Raw genomic sequence first — 18,430 nt, 5'->3', positions numbered from 1 at the left:
GCGTCCGCCGCATCACGAGGTCCATCGTATGCCTGAGCCTATAAGACCACAGTGCCCTAAGATAATAGCAACCTCAACTGAACGGTAACAATGGGGGGCAAGTGGACGGTCCGGTCATCGGCGATGAAGAGAGAAAGCCGTCAGACTGACGCCTAACTGATCTCCAGCAAGTTTTCATCTCTACACACGGCTAAACAGCGATACTATTCGAGGATTAGTTGGAGTGGGGGTTGCGCTCGAATACGTTCTAACAGGCGCTCTTTTAACCGTGGATCAGAGCGGGCGGCCTCTATGAGGTTGTTAAGTGCCGTCCGCACGTCATTAATAAAGGGAATAAAATTCAGGATTACAGTATCATCACGAGGCGGTGCCTTTTGAGCGGGGATTAGATTACCCTCCCCATGCCCAATCATAATTGATCCAGTCCGACCGTGCCCACCGGGTTCGCCATACAAGCTGAAGGCATGTGCCAAACCACATCTGAGAGTGCGATACATCTGCTCTGGCAAGTCATTGGAGCCATTTCTATAGGTGAACTGGGAATATGCTTCTGGGAAAAATTTATTAATGAAAATCGTGAAATATTCACGGCCTGATTGCCATTTTAATTCTTCTTTTCTTTTGACTTTGACTTTAATCTTGGTAAGGGAAGCAAGATAATCCAAGGATACCGACAGCCCTACAAAATCCCATGCAGTGCCGCGACTGTCTCGTTCAAGTTCATTAAATCGCTCGTGCATATAACTTTTAAATTTTTCGAGTTCATCATTGTTTTCTAAATTCATAATTCCAAGCTTACTATTTTGGTTTTAGAGTAGATAAAATTTCGTGTTTCAGTGGCCAGTGAGGCCGAGTCTGTTTCGGAAACGTCAGTGTAACAGGTTTACGGCCGATATGAGAGTCGAAAGCGGCAGCTTCTGCTGCCTTCTTAACCGAGCGCCTCAGACGCCAGATGCGCAACTGCCCGCTGAGTTTCCGGAGCAATCCCATCTTCGATAAACCAGACTGCGGACAGGCCGCTCCAAGCATGAATCCATCGCAACAGTCTGACAGGCTCAACACCCGTATGTGAGCTGACAAGCCTGATCCTTTGCTCGAACCTTTGTGGAGAAATAGCGTAGGGGCGCTGTGAATCCGCAAGATCGGGATTCAGAAATAGAGCCGCAAAATCAGCGGCCCTTTCCCCATAAAGGCCCTTCGGGTCGATCGCGCGCCAACCTCGCGCCCCAAAATCCAGAACGTTGCCGTGATGGAGGTCTCCGTGCAAGACGAGTTGCTCCTGTGGATCACTTAATAGCGTGTGGGCCTGACGGCCGCAGTCTTTCAACCATTCTGCGTTGTTCGAGGAGAAACCGAGCAAGTCAGCGAACCAGCTTTTCAAAGACCGCATTTCTTCATGCTGTAATCGTGAAGATGAGTGCAGAAGTTCCGCTGTCTCACAAAGATTTCGCGTTGCTTCATTGTCTAAGCCTGCGTAAACGAGGTCGGCGAAAGTGCGACCGCTAATTGCTCTTTCCAGAAGAAGAGCGCCTCAATCATGTTCCATAACTGCGGCAACACCCTGCCCATTCCACAGTGTCATGAGATGATTGCCGCGAAGTTCATCGGGGTCAGAAGTTACTTTCAACATAGCCGGGGAGCCATCGCGGGTGACCGGCACCAAGTAGGAACTTGCTGTCCGAACAGGCGCGCCATCGGCAACTAGATGCCAGCGTGACATATAAACGGTAGCCGCCGAAGCAAGGGCAGTATGGTGCTTGGTACCGGGCATGCTAGGAGCATATAACTCTCATTCGGTGTCCGCTATTGGGAAACGCTTGAACCACGCGCTACGACTGGCATGCGGGCGGAAGGAGCCATCCCCCAACGATCTGGGTAGTCTGTTACGATTTAATTGCTTTTTAGCCTGCGAGGACGGAATTTTTTGCCTTGCGTTCGGCAAGGGATTCCGAGGGGCTGGAAAGCCCGGTGTCCGGCGAGTTATCCGCATATTCCGGAATTTTCCTATTGGCTTTCGGGTCGTATTTCTTACCTCCCACAAAGAGATTTAGTTTGTCGGTGCTAGATGGAGGATGTAATTGGAAAAAAACATAAAAGATGGTGACGCAGAACAACTACTGCCGCGGCAGATCAGGTTGGTTCAGTCCCTCGCTGATTTCCAGATGGCATGCAGTGCCATGGAATTTATATGTGAACTTGACGAAGATCGCCTCGTTACTCGCGTCGAGCGACGGCGCTATCGATGTTTTGAAGACACCGCTGTAATTGCCTATGGGCGCGCCTTCACAAATGCTAATAATTTGCCTTTGCTTAGTTTTAAACAGATCAAGATTAGCCCCAGCTCTGACGAACGTGCCCTGCATGAGCGACTGTTAGAGCGGCGCAACAAGGTCATAGCTCACTCCGATGCTGATCGGCAGCGCATTAGCTTCACAACCGAATGCTTCAGTTTGGAAAACAAGCTGGTAATGATGCCACGTTGGGACTTCGACGATGCGCTGGAATTTTTTGCTGAGCGGGAGGCGTTGGTTGCGTGGTTTGGCACCCTTATGTCGGCGACTAGCAAACGTCTATTTGAACAAGTGCAAAGCATGTCGGAGATACGCTTCGTTCGTGATCATAGTTTGATTGTAAGTTCCGGCGCAGAAGAGGGCTAGGAGTCAAAGGTACTATGTATTCGCCTACGGACTAAGATCACTAATTAATCGGGCACAAGGCCAATACGTTACCAAAATCCTAAGCCTAGCGTGAGGAAATGTAATAGATCACAGCGGGGTGTGAGCCACCTCTCGGCAGGAAGAAGTAATGCGGGTGTTGCTCGCCAATATCCCCAGCTACTTTATGATGGTCGTAACGGGGCTGCGTGGCCGGTCGTAAACGAAAGTCCACTTTTGAGACGGGCTCCAAAGAGCTTGAGCGTCCGGCATGAGGCGTAAGCGGAAGTTCTGGGTCTGTTTGCATGGTTTCCGGCGTGTCTGCACGGGCCGGCAACTCTATCATTAATTTCTGCATTTTTATCGCGATTAAGTGGTTTTTGCGTCGACAAAAAAGGCAGTCAGCTGCGGATTATCATTATCTTCTGGTTTTCGACAAATGTCGAAATACCTTAATTATGTTAGTCAATATTCTTACATTTCAGCATGTTAGTGATACCCTTAATTATGGGAAGGTCCCTTATTGATGCGAAAAAAGCCCATAATTAGGAGACAAAACGCGACCGCATGTTTATCAACGCACGGGTCTGCTTCCGCCTACATCTCGGTCGTTTGGACCACAAGATTATTTGTCAAATAGCGGACATCAGCGCTTCAAAGCCTCGTTGTAGAGCTTGTCTGGATTTCACTGATTACACCTATTGAATGATTCCAAGACACAGGCAGTCCCCCCATGGACGTTACGGTGAAAATTTCGGCGATACGGACTTTTGATCGGATCATATGACAAGCACATCCTTATATCCTTGTCATACTGCCCCATAGTATGAAAGGATACTCAAGGGCAGTATATTCGGAGTAAACGTTTCGTGCCGCACACACCAGCTGAGAAAAAGCGCGTTCTGACCCGCGTGCGCCGTATTCGCGGGCAACTTGATGCGCTGGAACAGGCTCTGGAGAAGGGGGCTGATTGCGGTCCGGTACTGCAACAGGTTGCGGCTATCCGAGGAGCGATCAACGGATTAATGGCCGGTGTTCTTGAAAGCCACCTGCGGGAAGAATTTGTTGAATGCGCCGGTGATCGTGATGCTGCCAGTGGTTCGATCGAGAATGTGGTGTCACTCGTTCGATCCTATCTCCGGTAATGCTCACGACGCTGACTGACAGGTTATTTGGAGAAAAAATCATGAAATCACGGGCCGCAGTTGCTTTCGAGGCGGGTAAGCCCCTTGAGATTGTCGAGATCGACGTAGCGCCTCCTCGTGCGGGTGAGGTGCTCGTGCAGATCACACATACGGGTGTCTGCCACACCGATGCGTTTACTCTGTCAGGGGATGATCCCGAAGGACTGTTCCCGGTCGTTTTGGGTCACGAAGGCGCGGGAATTGTGATCGAGGTCGGGGAAGGGGTGACCAGCGTTGCCCCCGGCGACCACGTCATTCCGCTTTACACGGCTGAATGTGGTGAATGTCTGTTCTGTAAGTCTGGAAAAACCAATCTCTGCATTTCAGTGCGCGCTACACAGGGTAAGGGTGTGATGCCGGATGGTACGACGCGTTTTTCCTACAAAGGTCAGCCGATCCATCATTACATGGGGTGTTCGACGTTTAGCGAATACACGGTTGTCGCCGAGGTTTCTTTGGCTAAAATCAACTCCGCATCCAATCCAGAGCATGTCTGTTTGCTGGGATGTGGCGTCACCACCGGGATCGGTGCGGTACACAACACGGCCAAGGTACAGCCGGGAGATACGGTTGCCGTCTTCGGACTGGGCGGGATCGGTCTAGCGGTGATTCAGGGAGCGCGACAAGCAAAGGCTGGCCGGATTTTCGCTATTGATACCAATCCGGAAAAATTTGAACTTGCTAGGGCGTTCGGCGCCACGGAGTTCCTTAATCCGAAGGACTATGACAAACCGATCCAGCAGGTTCTGGTGGAAATGACCGGCTGGGGCATTGATCATACCTTTGAATGTATCGGCAACGTCAATGTCATGCGCGCGGCGCTGGAAGCCGCCCATCGTGGGTGGGGGCAGTCGATCGTCATCGGTGTGGCTGGGGCTGGTCAGGAGATATCAACCCGTCCCTTCCAGCTTGTCACGGGTCGTTCGTGGCGCGGCACGGCTTTTGGTGGTGTCAAGGGGCGCAGCCAACTTCCCGGAATGGTCGAAGACGCCATGCGCGGCGATATCGAGCTTGCGCCTTTCGTAACGCACACCATGCCGCTCGAAGATATCAATACGGCCTTCGATCTGATGCATGAAGGAAAATCCATCCGTTCCGTCATTCATTTCTAAGGTCTGTGTCTCGCGGCGCAACATCATTTCCAACGGTTGGAAATTACAGGAGAACAATCATGGCAGTTATTTCAGGTGACGGTGTTTTCTCTCACGTTTTTCTCGGGGCGGTGGATACTGCGGTATCTGCGAAATTCTATGATGCCGCGCTTGCAGCTCTGGGCATAAAAAACCTGGGGCCGTTCGGGCATGGGTGGATTCTGTATGGCCGCGAGAAACCAGCGTTCATCATTGCGCGTCCTGGCAACGGTGAAGTGCCCTCAAGCAACGGTGTCACCATCGGTTTTGCGGCAGCGACACCCGCCGAAGTGGATGCTTTTCATGCCGCAGGTCTCGCCAATGGAGGAACCGATGAAGGCGCACCCGGCCCGCGAAGCCATCTACCGGGCGCTTATGTCGCCTATCTCCGGGATCCGGCAGGTAACAAGATATGCAGTTCTACCTTCACGGACGGCAATTGACGTGCGCAATAAGGCCGTGAAAGCCATGGAACGCAAAGAAACGCACGCCTCTTTCGGGGGCGTGCAGGAAGTCTGGCGACACAATGCCGTGTCGTTGGGTGTGAAAGCAAACTTCGCGATTTACCTGCCTCCGCAGGCAAAAACTGAAAAGGTTCCTGTTCTTTACTGGCTCTCTGGCCTGACATGCACGGAGCAGAATTTCATTGGCAAGGCTGGCGCGCAACGCGTGGCTGCGGAACTGGGCGTCGCCATTGTCGCGCCAGATACCAGTCCACGGGGTGTGGAGGTGGCTGATGACGATGCTTACGATCTTGGTCAGGGCGCTGGATTTTACATCAATGCGACGCAGGAACCGTGGGCGGCACATTATCGAATGTATGATTACGTCGTCACGGAACTTCCTGCGCTGATTGAAGCGAATTTTCCGGTTACGCAGCAGCGAGGTATTGCGGGACATTCGATGGGTGGATTTGGCGCCATCATGATCGCGCTGCGTAATCCTGGTCGCTATCGTTCTGTGTCAGCCTTTTCACCCATTGTGGCGCCAACGCAGGTACCATGGGGTGAAAAAGCGTTCAGCGCTTATCTTGGTCCGGATCGTGCCAGTTGGGCGGCCTATGATCCGCTTGAACTTGTGCGGACAGCGACGGAAAGACTGCCTGTCCTGATAGATCAGGGTTTGGCAGATCAATTTCTGAAAGAACAACTCAGGCCACAACTGTTCCAGGCAGCCGCACAGAACGCAGGGCAGGAACTCATTCTGAATCTTCGTCCTGATTACGATCACAGTTATTATTTTATAGCCAGTTTCATTGCAGATCATCTCAGACATTTCGTGAGTAAACTAGGATGAACAGATTGTCAGATTTTTTGGATCCGCGCTTTTCTGGCTTCGGGTGGAGACGAAATCTGTTAGGGGCGTCTTGGAAACTGTGGAATTAACTGGCGGCTTTCTGCATCTTTTCCGGAAGCAGACATTCCGTTTGCCCCTCAGAGCCGACATGGAGTGAGTCCTCGGCGTGAAATAAGCCCGACTAAGAACGGGCTTATTTTAACCTAATTAGAGGACTCGTTTTAACCCGAATAAGGACATTTTCGCGGGGTTGAACGGCGCGAAAACGAGGATTCTCCTAATTGAGGAATTTCGACAAACCTTCCTTTTTCCGTGCGCCCACCTACTTGCAATAAAGGGGAGAAACGGACGTAGATTTTGTGGCAGAAAACCGTTGATTTTGGATATACAGCGAAATTCCTGGGCTGCTGTTTGTCTGAACAACCGCTATAAGCCTCAACCTTCTGATTTATACGTCATTGACGTATGGGCTGTTGACGTATAATTTGCCGATAATGTCAAAGCTGCAGACTGTTGTTGAACTGCCTGAATTCATAAAACGGGCAAAAGCCCTGATGTCAGACGACGATCGTATGGCTCTGATTAACATGCTCGCGGCAATGCCAGACTCTGGGGTTTCTCTGGGCGGCGGCCTGCGAAAGATTCGTTTTGCACGTGAAGGTAGCGGGAAGAGGGGAGGTTACAGAACTCTTTATGTCTTTGGCGGAAGACATATGCCTCTGTTCCTGCTGACTGTTTTTGCCAAAAACGAAAAAGACAATCTAACCCGATCCGAACAGGCCGCTCTAGTAGACTTGAGTAAGACACTGATTGCGAAATATGGAGAACCATCATGAGCACTTATGACAGCATTCTGCAGGGGCTGAATGAGGCTCTCGCATATTCGGAAGCTCAAGCACAAAACAGCATTACCCATAAGGTGCGTGTGCCGTCTGTGGACGTTGCTGCCATCAGAACCCGAACGGGACTGTCCCAGGCGCAGTTCGCCAGGAGCATCGGTGTCGCCAAGGGAACCCTTCTGAACTGGGAACATGGTCGTCGTCAGCCAACCGGACCAGCTCAGGTCTTGCTGGCGATGTTAGATAAGCGTCCATCGTTGGTCAGCGAACTGCTCTCTGCCGCTCGCTGATAAAACTGGGACCCTAGACGCTGATTGAAGCAGCTGCTTCGGGGGGGGCGGGAGGTCCGGTTTCGGGTGAATAAATCGCAAAGATAACCTCTGATTGAGACTATAACCTTTTGAAATCTTCTACTAAAATCGATCAGAGAAACCGAAAAATTTATTGTCAGTTCCGCCCACCGAACTATAGCCCCAGAGACTATAATAAATCATGCTGAATACGTTTGAAATAAAAGACCTTCTGATATACTTCGGCTTCGAGTTTAACGAAGAAAAAACGCATGCCTTTGGTTTCAGTCATTCAACGTTAAGAAACTAAAGGGTGTATCTAAAAGTTGACCGCAAGCGTCTTGCAGACGAGCCCAAGCCAGTAAAGAAGCAGCCGCTTGTCGTTCATCTTGATGTCGGCCAAATTCTTGGTTTTGATGAAACTCGTGTGGGTAAGTCAGAACCCAATCGAGAGTACAAGAACGATAACATGAGTGCATTCCGCATTGGGGCGAGCTCCAAGGCTATGGGTATCGCTGTCAATGTCGAGGACGTTTATGCTCTGAAAGAGCTACTTGTTCTAATGGGCTGGCGGCATCCGCAAAATCAAAATAATGCCGAGCAGGACATTGCTGAAGCCACCGATCTGCCAGAACAGGAGACCGAACGGCAGGCGGTAATCGCTGCACGGCGCGGCCAAGGTATGTTCAGGGCATCATTGGATGAGCATTGGAAGTGCTGTGCGGTCACTGGCTGCGCCACGCGTGCGTTGTTGCGTGCCTCGCATATCCAGCCATGGCGAGATTCGAGCAATATTAACCGGCTCAACCCGTACAATGGTTTGTTGTTGGCCGCGCATCTGGATGCCGCATTTGACCAGGGCCTGATCAGCTTTGCGAACGACGGAAGCATCTTAATAGACGAGTATCGCCTTCCTCGTGAACAAGCGGCTTTGATAGGAATTACCTCAGGGATGAGACTAAGTCATGTAAGTCCAGCACATCATCCGTTTCTGGACAATCACCGCCGATTACATGGATTTGTTTGATGCTTAATACGCTGGCCATTTGAACAACCGGTTTGGAAAAATAACTGAGGGGCTTTGAATAGCCGAAATGCAGGCATTGCTGCCTGTCTGCTTCTGTACCACTGAGTAGATCTGGGGGGAAAGCGGAGTGTCGGGTTTTCGCCAGGAGCCAGCCGAAGCAGACATCTCCGGCAGATCAGGCTCGGTCTCAAAATACAAACACGAAGATGATCATTCGGCCCAGTAGTTCATGTGATGCACATGCACTTTCAGCTCAGGGTTTCGGGGACCTTGGAATAGAGCCGAATAAGGAGATAAGTATTTTGATTCGGGAATATTGAGTTTAGAGCTAGCGTCCTTATCCAGATCAATTGTGCCGTTGAAGCCAGAAATGAGAACAGAGCTGTTTCCATGGCCGCGATACAGTAGGCAGCCTGTTACGCCGAGGTATAATTCCGATCTCGGTTCTATCGTCAACACTTTATTTGCTTCTTTTTCAAGATCTTCAAACGTAAATTGAAAAGTATTATATCCTCCGTCATTACTGGTTTCTTGAGGAAACACTATATCTCCATCTGAATGAAGATGTTTTGCGTAGTTTCGGCAGAGTTCTTTTGGGTTTGGACCAGCTCCTATCACGTATATCCCTGCAATGAATTGTACGTCCTGAGCCAATCCTGACCCTAGGTTCTTGTATACTGGGTGAGCGTTGAATTTAACAACAGAAGCTATTTCATCCGAGTATTTGGATATGGAAGTATCGGTGATTGATACTATCTTCAGCCATGGTCGATTTTGAGAAAATAATGCCTCCCTCGCGATAGCAGTTTGTTCCACAGATGCCACTGCTTGGGTGTGAGCCTCGCCTACCGCACGCCATGCATAGAAGGCACTGAACCCACCTGCAATCGCGGCAATCATAGCGAACACCAGCGATATCGAGGCTATTAAGCGATCGGTTAATGGCACAATAAAAGCATTCGCAAGTTCTCTTATCTGACGCGGGCTATGATCCACGATGAAAATCTAACCCGTCAACAAAAAAAAAGTGGTCATCTATGTCGAGCAGAACTGACTGTTAGGCGGCGCGCTCCAAAAGGCCTGTAGATTTCAAATCGATCGAAGTCTGCTTACGGGAGCATGGCGGGGAGTTCTTATGTCTTAGAAGAAGGCGGAAATCGACTGAAGCTGTCTCTCAGAAACCAGTTAAAAGCAGATCGATAGCCTGGGTTATTTCATCCTGATAAAGAGACAATGAAGTCACGCCTTTCTTCAGATCACGTTCAGGTACAGCAGCCATAAACTGCGTCATCATAACGAACGATTGGTCATCTATTGTGAAAACAGGATTCAGTCTCTTTGCTGGCTTGGGTGCCACTTTCTGTGCTAAAAGTGGCACCACGATGCGGGTGCCCAATTCATCAAGTAGATCTGCCTGTACATCTACAACAAAACGCGCTTCACCTCGTCTGGCCAAACGATACACATCAAAACGGGCCATTCAGAAGTTCTTATAATCTGCGAGTGGAAGACCATTCTCTTCGACATATTGTCTGGATGCTTCAAGGGATGAGCGATTCTCTGCGAGCCATTGTTGAGCACGGATTGAAGCGATCGCTGACTTCACCCCCTGCTCGCAGGCCTGCGATATGTTGAGATCAAGCGATTTGGCTTCTTCGAGTAACTGAGACGGCAACGTCACATTAGTCGGACGACGTGTTGGGCTGGCGGAATGCGGGCGAACCATAGCTTTACTCCATGTCCTGGAAACCGAAGTTTAGCACATATTTATGCGCATCTCCATATGCATACTCTTATCCCGACATATGGACACTTTCCAAGAGCTCAAGCAATTCTTTTGACGTCTGACCTGAGCGACACCGGAATGTCTGGGGCTGTCCGCTTAGTTGATGGAGTTTCCATGCGGCATGATAATTAGAATATTTTTTTATCAGTGAGTTATAAATCCATTTAATACGGATAATATTCTATTTAGCCGAGAAAAATTCACTGATTAGTGATAAAAACAGCAAGTGAAATTTGAGAGTTTATCTCTTTAGCGTTTATGTCGACAATGGAGGGGAAAGCGGAATGTCCGCAATGGAATTGAACGAGGTGAACAGCGGACATAATGGCAGCCCTAGAGGAAAGACCAACCCCTTCCATGGTCGTATGTCATCACTTTTCCAGCGGATGTCATCGGAAAATGCGATGTGAATACTGCTGCGGTGTGTTCGGCAGCATAATTCAAAGCCCATTTGCGCGATATGATGGCTATCTGAGGATCTGCATCAAAAACGGCACTCCACTCCGGAATACATACCTGAATGGGGTGATGCATGACATCACCCGTGAAGAGCGCACGCTCCATACCTGATTTCAGCACAATAAATGCGTGATGTGGTGTATGCCCCGGTGTGGGATGAAAGGAAATTCCTTCGAGAACATCCGATCCGTCCACGTCAATCTGATCTGCAAGACCCGCCGAGATAATCGGATCAACGCTATCAATGCGTGTCATGAAACTGGTTTTATTGCGGACGCTATCATGAGCCGGATTGCTGAAAAAATCATATTCAGCTCTAGAAAAGACATATCGGGCATTCGGGAAGGTCGGAACCCAGATGCCATTTTGCAGGCGTGTGTTCCACCCCACGTGATCAACATGCAGATGGGTGAGAAGAACAAAATCGATATCTTCTGGTCGGACGCCAGCGCGCATCAGATTTTCAAGCCACACGGTCTGCAAGTGATCGAAAAACAGAGCAGCAGGTCGAGCCTTGCTATTCCCGGCCCCGTATCCACAAGAATGTTCCGACCGCGATCCTTGATGAGCCAGCTATGAACGCTCAAAAGGACTTTACGTTTCTGAAGCATCCAGCGTTTCAGGTAGATCAGAATAGGCCTGAAGTGCCGTTGCATCATCCCAGTCAGGAAGCAACTGTTCTGGAGTGAGTGCTGCCAGCGTAAGATCCTGTATTTTTAGTATGCGGGCATCCCCTACAGCATACCACTGAAGATCGTTCATAATCCCAAGGCTCTCTTTTCGTTTTTATTTCTCAAAAAACACAGCGCTGTCGTCATGAAGGGAAAAGAGACTTCAATTCTTGCGGGAGTTTGCCTGTTGCATGATTTGACAGGCACCCGAATAGTGGGTCCCATTCTTCAATCCGCAGATCACAAATCAAACCTTCGGATGCAAAGGGATCACCGGCAATCATCGCGTCGATCTCTTGCCGATTGGCGCCTTTCATAATCAGAAAGCCGGAGCGCAATGGGGTCCCTTTCAACGGACCGGACGCCAGCAGGCTGCCTTCCTGAATAAGGCGCCTGAGATACAACACGTGTGCTGCGACATGCTGTCCCCATCCCTCGCCATCAGGGTGATCCATGCGAACAAGATAAACGGGCATTTCGAAAGTCTCCACCAGAACTGGACTTGCCAATCACTCGAAGCCTTTAGCATATTCCTCTTTTTCGCTGGATAAATTGTCGATACGAGACATCAGTCACAACTGAGGATGATGAATGCTTGACCGGTTAACCAGCATGAAGATTTTTATCAAGGTCGTGGAATTGGGGTCCTTTGCTGCGGCCTCCCAGCATCTGACTTTGTCGCCGCAGATGGTAGCGAAGCATATAGAGGCTCTGGAGCGCCACCTTGGTACACGTCTGTTACATCGAACTACCCGCCGACAAAGTCTGACCGAAACAGGCCGGCTCTATTGCGAGCAGTGTCGCCTTGTCCTGAAAGCAGTTGAACGAGCGGACAGTCTGGCAGCCAATACGCTTGGCACACCGCGTGGCACATTATCTGCCAGTGTTCCCGTCACTTTTGGGCGAACAGTATTGCTGCCATTTATTCATAGTTTTCAAAAAAGATATCCAGAAATTCAAGTGCATTTATCCCTGACAGACCAACTGGTTCACCCCACAATGGATGGTCATGAGGCTGTGATCCGAATTGGTGAACTGGAGGCGGACCTTACAGTGGTCAGTCGCCCTCTGACGGCCTATCGTCGGGTCATCTGTGCGGCTCGCACCTATCTGGAAAAACACGGTTTTCCGGGGCAGCCCGATGATCTGATGCGCCACGAGTGTCTCGTGTATGAAAATTCCGGCGGCCCTGTAACGACCTGGCACTTTTCTCAAGGAAGCGTTACCTGGCCTGTCACCGTCTCCGGGCGGATAATCAGTAATGATTCAAGTGTTCTGCATTCTGCAGCACTTGCTGGCGACGGCATTCTGCTGGGATATGAGCAGGCCCTGCTTCCTGATATTAAAAGCAAACGGCTTGTCCGGCTTATGCCCAGGTGGAAAGTTCCGGACAGGCCCGTGCACCTGCTCTATAACGCAGGTCCGGTTATGACACCAAAGCTGCGGGTCTTTGTGACCGAGCTTCAAGAGGCTTTCCAGCCTGAAGCCTCTTTTCGACGGTAGGGTGCCTGACTCCTAAGCTCAGTTGGTAATCAGTTCCTGTTCACCATCCCTGTTCAGTCGGAAGAACAAACAGTTCTGCAACATCCATACGTGCAGGTGATTTCAGAGCAAAAAGGATACTGTCTGCTATGTCCTCGCCCTCGAGAAAGGTCATGGACGCTGCAAGATCATCCATCTGTTTGCGGTAATCAGCATCTGTAATGTGGTCGTAAAGCTCCGATTTTACGGCTCCCGGCTGAATGCAGGTAACGCGGATATTATGCTTTGGTCCGATCTCCATTCTTAGGCCGTCTGAAAACGCTGTCACCGCAGCCTTGGTGGCACAATAAACGGCGAGACCCGTAAAGACCTTCCGGCCTGCAATCGAGGACATGTTAAAAATATGGCCCGAATGCTGTGCGATCATCTGCGGAAGAACGGCTGCCGTTGCATTAAGAACACCCGATATATTTACATCCACCATCTGCTGCCATTCGTCCACTTTCAGGCTGTCAACGCTAGATAGGGGCATTAGGCCCGCATTGTTGACCAGAACATCAATCCTTCCAAATTGGGCAATCAAGCTCTTTGTCGCTTCTTGACACGAGACAAGGTCAGTAACGTCCGTCACCAGAGGAATAGCTCGACCGCCAGCCTTGGTAATCTCACTGACAAGTGCATTCAGGCGATCATGACGACGTGCCGCCAGGCCGACTGTCATTCCTTCTGCTGCAAGTTTGCGCGCTGTTGCCGCACCAATGCCACTGGATGCTCCGGTCACCAGAGCAACTTTTCCTGCAATGTTCATAACCTTCTCCACACAACGAGCCTTCAATCGCCCTTGTTTGTCGAAGGAGGTGTAATTTATGCCAGAAGATATCTCTCTTGGCTTCTTGCTGAAACTATTGCGATTTTGCGCTATAGATAGTCGTGCATGGAAATTAGGGAGTGTAACAGATGGGGGTGCCCTGCCTTCCTTCTCGGCGTGCGGCCAGTTTGGCACTGGAGCAACTTCTCCCCGGGAAGAAAATTGCACAAAGTGAAGGGGATGTCTGGAACGACGTTGACGTCCAGATCTTCTCTCGCCCGTTACAAGAAGACGAAATTCTTGTGCCTGCCGTCGCAGAACCCTTGCTTGTCTGGGTTATCAGCGGAGAAGCAAATATTGAAGAGCGTGAACTGACAGGACCTTGGGAACAGAGCAAGGCAAGAGCTGGAACGTTTTACCTCACGCAGACGGACACACCCTATCTGATGCGTTGGCAGGGCAAGGACGACACTTGTTTTGAAGTGTTGCATCTCTATCTTGGACTTGAGCTTGTTAACCGAGCCGGCATGTCATTAAATCTGAACTCCTCACGTATTCGAATGCGGGATGTCTCGGGAGGACAGGACGTTTTTATATCAGGCATTTTGAGTGGTCTGGTAGCTGAAATGCAATCTCCCGCCATTGCAAATCCCTTATTTGTAAATGGTCTTCTTGAAAGTCTAACAGTTCATCTACTAAGACAGTACGCTGACACCAAGAGTGAGGCAAAGCCAAGATCCACCCTCTTGCCGACATGGAAACTTTGCAGAGTTCTTGAGCATATGGAAGCACATCTGGCTGAACCATTTGATTTGGATGCCCTCGCTGCACTGTGTAGGATGAGCCGTTTTCATTTCAGTCGATCATTTCGTGCAACCACAGCACAAACCCCGTCTGGCTGGTTCATGCAGCACCGCGTCCAGAAGGCATCAGAAATGCTTCGCAAGACCAGTCTTTCCATTATCGAGATTGCCTTGGAAACTGGATACGAAAGCCCAAGTCATTTTGCTCAGGTCTTCCGCAGAGTAACCGGTCTCAGTCCTCGTGATTATAGAAAAATGCATTCATTAAATAAATAAAGTTTCAAAAAAGACTTTGGTAGAACAGTTCACCTAAATACAAGCCAATTCCGAAAACGGCATGAGCGCTGATGCTGAGAAATAGTCCTTTTTCAGGATTGGGAGCCCTAAGTCCGAAAAAACCGCCGCCCAGAGCAGGTTTCATAAACAGAAATGGCGCTAAAAGCGTAATGAGTCCGAAGATCAGACCATTCAACAATGTGGGGACTGTCTTTGCTATGACAGTCACAAAACTGAGATACAGTGCAGCATAAATAGCACCAATCAGATAATGAAATGCCCAGCCGACAACAGCCTCTCCTTTCAGGATGGGTCTTTTTCCAATCATTGGGTCATAGATCCTGCCGTCACGCCACCCTATGACCCAGCGGCCGGTGACAGACCAGTTGGCAGCAGGAATTCCAGTCAATGGTTTCTGGGCTTGTTGCCAGATATCGGATGCAGCAGTCGCCACGACGCCGACTGTCAGAATTTCGAGCAAATTCATACAGCATGTCCTCGAAGTAAGAGTGTTCGCGCACACTTTCATGTCACTTTTCGAGTTTCATGATATACTGACGAAATCGCACTCTAGCAACACATGAAGTTACATGAGACAAGATAACAGATTATCCTGTGTGCTCCACGTACTCCTGCATATGGCAGAAGCAGGTGGTCCCATGACGTCAGAAGCCCTAGCTCGCGCCCTTAACACCAACCCCGTGGTTGTGCGACGTCTTATGGGCGGTCTGCGTGAGCATGGATATGTGCACTCCGAGAAAGGACATGGCGGGGGGTGGACGCTTTCATGCCAGTTGGATCGGGTAACGCTGCGAGATATTTACGAGGCTCTTGATGCCCCAAGATTATTCGCCATAGGGAACCGGAGTGAAAAGACTGAATGCCTTGTTGAGGAAGCCGTTAACGATGCAATGAGTGGCGTCCTTGCGGATGCTACGGCCCAACTTCTCGCGCGTTTTGGCCAGATTACACTTGCAGCGCTTCATGCCGACTTCCATCAGAGGCTAGCAGCGCGCCATGCTCCGGCCACGCTCTGCAAGTAGACCAAGGGCTGATGGCCAGGATTGATGCTGACCTTGTGCCTCCCGGAATTCAGATGTCGCAAACAGTGAGTGGTTTAAGCTACATGACGTGGAGGGTTCGAAAAACCTCTTGGCTCTGAGCTATTTTGTGTGATTCCATTTCTTCGGCGTTGATTGGGGATGGTGGAAGATGAAGCAGACCGGTTTCTTTGATGTTGAAGAGCGGCTGGCGCGTCTGAGCGGGCTGGGGGATCAGCTCGAAGCCTTTTCCCAGACTGTGGATTTTGAGGTGTTCCGCCCTGATCTGGAGAAGGCTGTGGCGTATTCCGATGGAAGTAAAGGGGGTCGTCCTCCATTTGATGCGGTGCTGATGTTCAAAATTCTGGTGATCCAGACGCTGAACAATTTGTCTGATGAGCGGACAGAGTATCTGATCAACGACCGTCTCTCCTTCATGCGCTTTCTTGGTCTGGGGCTGTCGGACCGCGTGCCGGATGCCAAAACAATCTGGTTGTTTCGCGAGCGTCTGACACAGGCGGGTGCCATTGAAAGACTGTTTGACCGATTTGACGTGATCCTGCGCAACGCCGGGTATTTGCCGATGTCGGGCCAGATCCTGGACGCCACGCTGGTGGCTGCTCCAAAGCAGCGCAATACCAACGCTGAGAAAGCGGATCTCCGGGCTGGGCGTATTCCTGAAGACTGGCAGGACAAGCCGTCAAAACTGTCCCACAAGGACCGTCATGCGCGATGGACGCTGAAGTTTACCAAGGCAAAGCGTCAGGATGACGGGAGTATGCCCGCAACGGATCTCGCCATCCCGTTCTTTGGCTACAAATCCCACGTCTCCATCGACCGGAAGTTTCGACTGATCCGGAAATGGAAGACGACGGATGCCGCCGCCAGTGATGGTGCGCGATTGAGAGAGGGGCTGCTGGATAAAACCAATACGGCCTCAAGCGTTTGGGCTGACACGGCCTATCGCTCAAAAGCCAATGAAGACTTCATGGAAAAGCACGGCTTTGTCTCAAAGGTTCACAGGAAGAAGCCGCATCTCAAGCCTATGCCCCGACATATCCAGAAATCGAATACTGGAAAGTCCGTGATCCGATCCCGCGTCGAGCATGTCTTTGCTGACCAGAAATCACAGACCGGGCTGTTCGTCCGAACAGTTGGTATCACCCGGGCCACCATGAGGATTGGCCTGGCCAATATCGTCTACAACATGCGCCGCTTCCTCTTCCTCGAAAGGTTGAACGCGTGCGCGTAGTTATCCAGCAGGGAAGGCAGTTCCCGATCTGCTCAAAACGCAGAGCGAATGTTACTTCAAGAACCGTAAATCAAATCGCCAAAAGCTCAAAATCAAGAGCCAGGCGCATCAACCAACGGTTCTTCGATCCCTCCAGGTCCGATATTGCAATATTTAGAATGCTGTAATCGTGGGGAATTTTCATTCCTGATTGCATACGAAATTCTAACTGGGCACCTCGACCTGACTTTTCCAACAGAATTCTCCCATAACAAACAAATTACAGTAATTCTGTCCTAAGACCGACATGAGGTCCTGCCTCAGCGAGGCGTCGATCCAGAGTGCATAACGTCGCTCCATGATCCGCGCAGATTGCGAGATGTAAAGCATCACCTGCTCGCAGCCCCAAAGTATATTGATCTGAGAAACGAGCTGCCGTTTTGAACTGCTGGGTGGTTACAGGCAGAAGTTCGAAGCTTTCAGCGGAAAGGCGGGTGAATAGGGCTAAAGCATTAGCACGATCGGTCACTGTGATCTGTGCTGTCCGTAGCTTGATTGAAAGCGCTGAAGAGAATTCAGTAGCAACCCAGTCACTGATAAACAAATCGTCTGGAGTTTGTCTGGCAAGCCACGACTGCATTCGCTCTGTCTCGGCTTCGTTGGTCAGCGCCGCAACCAGCACGGATGTGTCGATATAGACGTTCAATATCGTGCCTCGTCGCGCATATCCCGCATCATATCTCTTGCTGGTACTGTCTGGGGTGTCATGTTTGCCGTTAGAGCGCGTAAAGCATTCAAGTTTATAGGTCTACGCTCGCGTGTAATCTTGTTGATCTGTGCAATAACCTTTCCTCGACGCATAATGCGAACAGGCTCGCCCTGCATTGCCTGATCAATCAGGCGACTGAGGTGGGCTTTTGCATCTACCAAATTCACAGTCTGCATATCACACTCCTGACTACTAAACTGGTCACTTTATAGCATGAACATTCTTTTCAGTGTATCAAAATTCAGCCGAGATCAGCCGACTTACCGAGTGAATGTCCTCTTACAAAGAATTCTGTTGAAAAAAGTCGTTTACTGTGAGGAGAATCTGGCGCCATTTGGCGCCCTTAATTGCAGTCAATCTAATTTGAGCCTCTGTTTGAGGCGAATGAACCACTCACGGCAGACAATTATATGGTCTGGCTGCACCCCAAGGTGAGAATACGGGGCAACTGATCGTCACCGCACCGTTTGGCTTGTAGCCTCTTGTGTCTATTTATCATCAATCAGTGGATTTTTATCATTATCTTCTGCATTTTTATCGCGATTAAGTGGTTTTTTCGGCGACAAAAACGGCAGTCAGCGGCGGATTATCATTATCTTCTGGTTTTCGACAAACTGTCGAAATTCCTTAATTATGTTAGTCAATATTCTGAAATTTCAGCACGTTATTAATTCCCTTAATTATG

24 protein-coding genes and 1 pseudogene are annotated in these 18,430 nt (G+C 50.0%); 12 read left to right on the top strand and 13 right to left on the bottom strand.

What is annotated here, in order from left to right; all coding sequences use genetic code 11:
* Nucleotides 1–203 precede the first annotated feature (203 nt).
* On the bottom strand, nucleotides 204–785 hold the full coding sequence (locus tag CSR02_RS03355; protein ID WP_099540572.1) for a hypothetical protein: 582 nt from the start codon (nucleotides 783–785) through the stop codon (nucleotides 204–206).
* Between the two features lie 143 nt (nucleotides 786–928).
* Nucleotides 929–1,720: pseudogene (locus tag CSR02_RS03350) on the bottom strand (aminoglycoside phosphotransferase family protein).
* A gap of 358 nt (nucleotides 1,721–2,078) precedes the next feature.
* Between CSR02_RS03350 and CSR02_RS03345 the strand changes: the two are divergent.
* Nucleotides 2,079–2,657, top strand: a complete 579-nt coding sequence (locus tag CSR02_RS03345; protein WP_099540571.1) for a hypothetical protein — start codon at nucleotides 2,079–2,081, stop codon at nucleotides 2,655–2,657.
* An 85-nt stretch (nucleotides 2,658–2,742) separates the two neighbouring features.
* Here CSR02_RS03345 and CSR02_RS16250 read toward each other — a convergent pair whose 3' ends face one another.
* Entirely contained in the window at nucleotides 2,743–3,000 is a 258-nt protein-coding gene (locus CSR02_RS16250) for a hypothetical protein (RefSeq protein WP_143225527.1), read from the bottom strand.
* Nucleotides 3,001–3,523: 523 nt separating this feature from the next.
* On the opposite strand from CSR02_RS16250, the gene frmR reads away from it, so the two are divergent.
* The 7 genes from frmR to CSR02_RS03310 all read left to right on the top strand — a co-directional run bounded on the left by frmR (nucleotide 3,524) and on the right by CSR02_RS03310 (nucleotide 8,420).
* Entirely contained in the window at nucleotides 3,524–3,799 is a 276-nt protein-coding gene (gene frmR / locus CSR02_RS03340; protein WP_003626675.1) for a formaldehyde-responsive transcriptional repressor FrmR, read from the top strand.
* A 41-nt stretch (nucleotides 3,800–3,840) separates the two neighbouring features.
* Nucleotides 3,841–4,950 carry an S-(hydroxymethyl)glutathione dehydrogenase/class III alcohol dehydrogenase gene (locus tag CSR02_RS03335; protein ID WP_086654297.1) on the top strand — a complete coding sequence of 370 codons (1,110 nt, stop codon included), beginning with the start codon at nucleotides 3,841–3,843 and terminating at the stop codon, nucleotides 4,948–4,950.
* Between the two features lie 59 nt (nucleotides 4,951–5,009).
* A complete protein-coding gene (locus CSR02_RS03330; protein ID WP_099540570.1) occupies nucleotides 5,010–5,411 on the top strand; it encodes a VOC family protein in 402 nt (133 codons plus the stop codon).
* Between the two features lie 25 nt (nucleotides 5,412–5,436).
* Entirely contained in the window at nucleotides 5,437–6,264 is an 828-nt protein-coding gene (gene fghA, locus CSR02_RS03325; RefSeq protein WP_099540580.1) for an S-formylglutathione hydrolase, read from the top strand.
* A 494-nt stretch (nucleotides 6,265–6,758) separates the two neighbouring features.
* On the top strand, nucleotides 6,759–7,100 hold the full coding sequence (locus tag CSR02_RS03320; protein WP_035379788.1) for a type II toxin-antitoxin system RelE/ParE family toxin: 342 nt from the start codon (nucleotides 6,759–6,761) through the stop codon (nucleotides 7,098–7,100).
* Complete coding sequence (locus CSR02_RS03315; RefSeq protein WP_035379786.1) at nucleotides 7,097–7,393, top strand: helix-turn-helix domain-containing protein; 297 nt, start codon at nucleotides 7,097–7,099, stop codon at nucleotides 7,391–7,393. The genes CSR02_RS03320 and CSR02_RS03315 overlap by 4 nt, the downstream gene beginning before the upstream one ends.
* A 313-nt stretch (nucleotides 7,394–7,706) precedes the next feature.
* Complete coding sequence (locus CSR02_RS03310; protein ID WP_099540569.1) at nucleotides 7,707–8,420, top strand: HNH endonuclease; 714 nt, start codon at nucleotides 7,707–7,709, stop codon at nucleotides 8,418–8,420.
* A gap of 210 nt (nucleotides 8,421–8,630) precedes the next feature.
* Here CSR02_RS03310 and CSR02_RS03305 read toward each other — a convergent pair whose 3' ends face one another.
* The 6 genes from CSR02_RS03305 to CSR02_RS03285 all read right to left on the bottom strand — a co-directional run bounded on the left by CSR02_RS03305 (nucleotide 8,631) and on the right by CSR02_RS03285 (nucleotide 11,812).
* Nucleotides 8,631–9,416 carry a hypothetical protein gene (locus tag CSR02_RS03305; protein ID WP_238331202.1) on the bottom strand — a complete coding sequence of 262 codons (786 nt, stop codon included), beginning with the start codon at nucleotides 9,414–9,416 and terminating at the stop codon, nucleotides 8,631–8,633.
* Between the two features lie 178 nt (nucleotides 9,417–9,594).
* Nucleotides 9,595–9,900 (bottom strand): CcdB family protein, encoded by a 306-nt coding sequence (locus tag CSR02_RS03300; protein WP_099540568.1) that lies wholly within the window; start codon nucleotides 9,898–9,900, stop codon nucleotides 9,595–9,597.
* Nucleotides 9,901–10,146 (bottom strand): type II toxin-antitoxin system CcdA family antitoxin, encoded by a 246-nt coding sequence (locus CSR02_RS03295; RefSeq protein WP_099540567.1) that lies wholly within the window; start codon nucleotides 10,144–10,146, stop codon nucleotides 9,901–9,903.
* Nucleotides 10,147–10,539: 393 nt separating this feature from the next.
* The gene (locus CSR02_RS03290) at nucleotides 10,540–11,139 is read right to left on the bottom strand and encodes an MBL fold metallo-hydrolase (protein ID WP_238704104.1); all 600 of its coding nucleotides are present in this window, start codon (nucleotides 11,137–11,139) and stop codon (nucleotides 10,540–10,542) included.
* Nucleotides 11,140–11,259: 120 nt separating this feature from the next.
* Nucleotides 11,260–11,427, bottom strand: coding sequence for a hypothetical protein (locus CSR02_RS16970; protein ID WP_244176753.1), 168 nt, complete (start codon nucleotides 11,425–11,427; stop codon nucleotides 11,260–11,262).
* Nucleotides 11,428–11,479: 52 nt separating this feature from the next.
* A complete protein-coding gene (locus tag CSR02_RS03285; protein ID WP_003626994.1) occupies nucleotides 11,480–11,812 on the bottom strand; it encodes a YciI family protein in 333 nt (110 codons plus the stop codon).
* 115 nt (nucleotides 11,813–11,927) lie between these two features.
* On the opposite strand from CSR02_RS03285, the gene CSR02_RS03280 reads away from it, so the two are divergent.
* Nucleotides 11,928–12,839, top strand: a complete 912-nt coding sequence (locus CSR02_RS03280) for a LysR family transcriptional regulator (RefSeq protein WP_099540566.1) — start codon at nucleotides 11,928–11,930, stop codon at nucleotides 12,837–12,839.
* A 40-nt stretch (nucleotides 12,840–12,879) separates the two neighbouring features.
* Here the strand turns inward: CSR02_RS03280 and CSR02_RS03275 are convergent, their stop codons facing one another.
* On the bottom strand, nucleotides 12,880–13,626 hold the full coding sequence (locus tag CSR02_RS03275) for an SDR family oxidoreductase (RefSeq protein WP_099540565.1): 747 nt from the start codon (nucleotides 13,624–13,626) through the stop codon (nucleotides 12,880–12,882).
* Nucleotides 13,627–13,775: 149 nt separating this feature from the next.
* Between CSR02_RS03275 and CSR02_RS03270 the strand changes: the two genes are divergently transcribed.
* A complete protein-coding gene (locus CSR02_RS03270; RefSeq protein ID WP_099540564.1) occupies nucleotides 13,776–14,705 on the top strand; it encodes a helix-turn-helix domain-containing protein in 930 nt (309 codons plus the stop codon).
* A 4-nt stretch (nucleotides 14,706–14,709) separates the two neighbouring features.
* On the opposite strand, the gene CSR02_RS03265 is transcribed toward CSR02_RS03270, so the two are convergent.
* Nucleotides 14,710–15,192 (bottom strand): DUF2938 family protein, encoded by a 483-nt coding sequence (locus CSR02_RS03265; RefSeq protein ID WP_099540563.1) that lies wholly within the window; start codon nucleotides 15,190–15,192, stop codon nucleotides 14,710–14,712.
* Nucleotides 15,193–15,295: 103 nt separating this feature from the next.
* Between CSR02_RS03265 and CSR02_RS03260 the strand changes: the two genes are divergently transcribed.
* Entirely contained in the window at nucleotides 15,296–15,748 is a 453-nt protein-coding gene (locus tag CSR02_RS03260) for an Rrf2 family transcriptional regulator (protein WP_099540562.1), read from the top strand.
* A 169-nt stretch (nucleotides 15,749–15,917) separates the two neighbouring features.
* On the top strand, nucleotides 15,918–16,997 hold the full coding sequence (locus tag CSR02_RS03255; protein WP_099540561.1) for an IS5 family transposase: 1,080 nt from the start codon (nucleotides 15,918–15,920) through the stop codon (nucleotides 16,995–16,997).
* 259 nt (nucleotides 16,998–17,256) lie between these two features.
* Here the strand turns inward: CSR02_RS03255 and CSR02_RS03250 are convergent, their stop codons facing one another.
* Both CSR02_RS03250 and CSR02_RS03245 read right to left on the bottom strand, forming a co-directional pair.
* Nucleotides 17,257–17,682: a type II toxin-antitoxin system VapC family toxin gene (locus tag CSR02_RS03250; protein WP_063355035.1), complete on the bottom strand. Its 426-nt coding sequence runs from the start codon at nucleotides 17,680–17,682 to the stop codon at nucleotides 17,257–17,259.
* Complete coding sequence (locus CSR02_RS03245) at nucleotides 17,679–17,921, bottom strand: type II toxin-antitoxin system Phd/YefM family antitoxin (RefSeq protein WP_063355034.1); 243 nt, start codon at nucleotides 17,919–17,921, stop codon at nucleotides 17,679–17,681. The genes CSR02_RS03250 and CSR02_RS03245 overlap by 4 nt, the downstream gene beginning before the upstream one ends.
* Nucleotides 17,922–18,430 lie beyond the last annotated feature (509 nt).

The sequence above is a fragment of the Acetobacter pomorum genome (assembly GCF_002738225.1).
GTDB classification, from domain to species: Bacteria; Pseudomonadota; Alphaproteobacteria; order Acetobacterales; family Acetobacteraceae; genus Acetobacter; species Acetobacter pomorum.
Note: the sequence above shows the minus strand (reverse complement) of the source record. Positions and strands in the feature narration are given on the sequence as shown.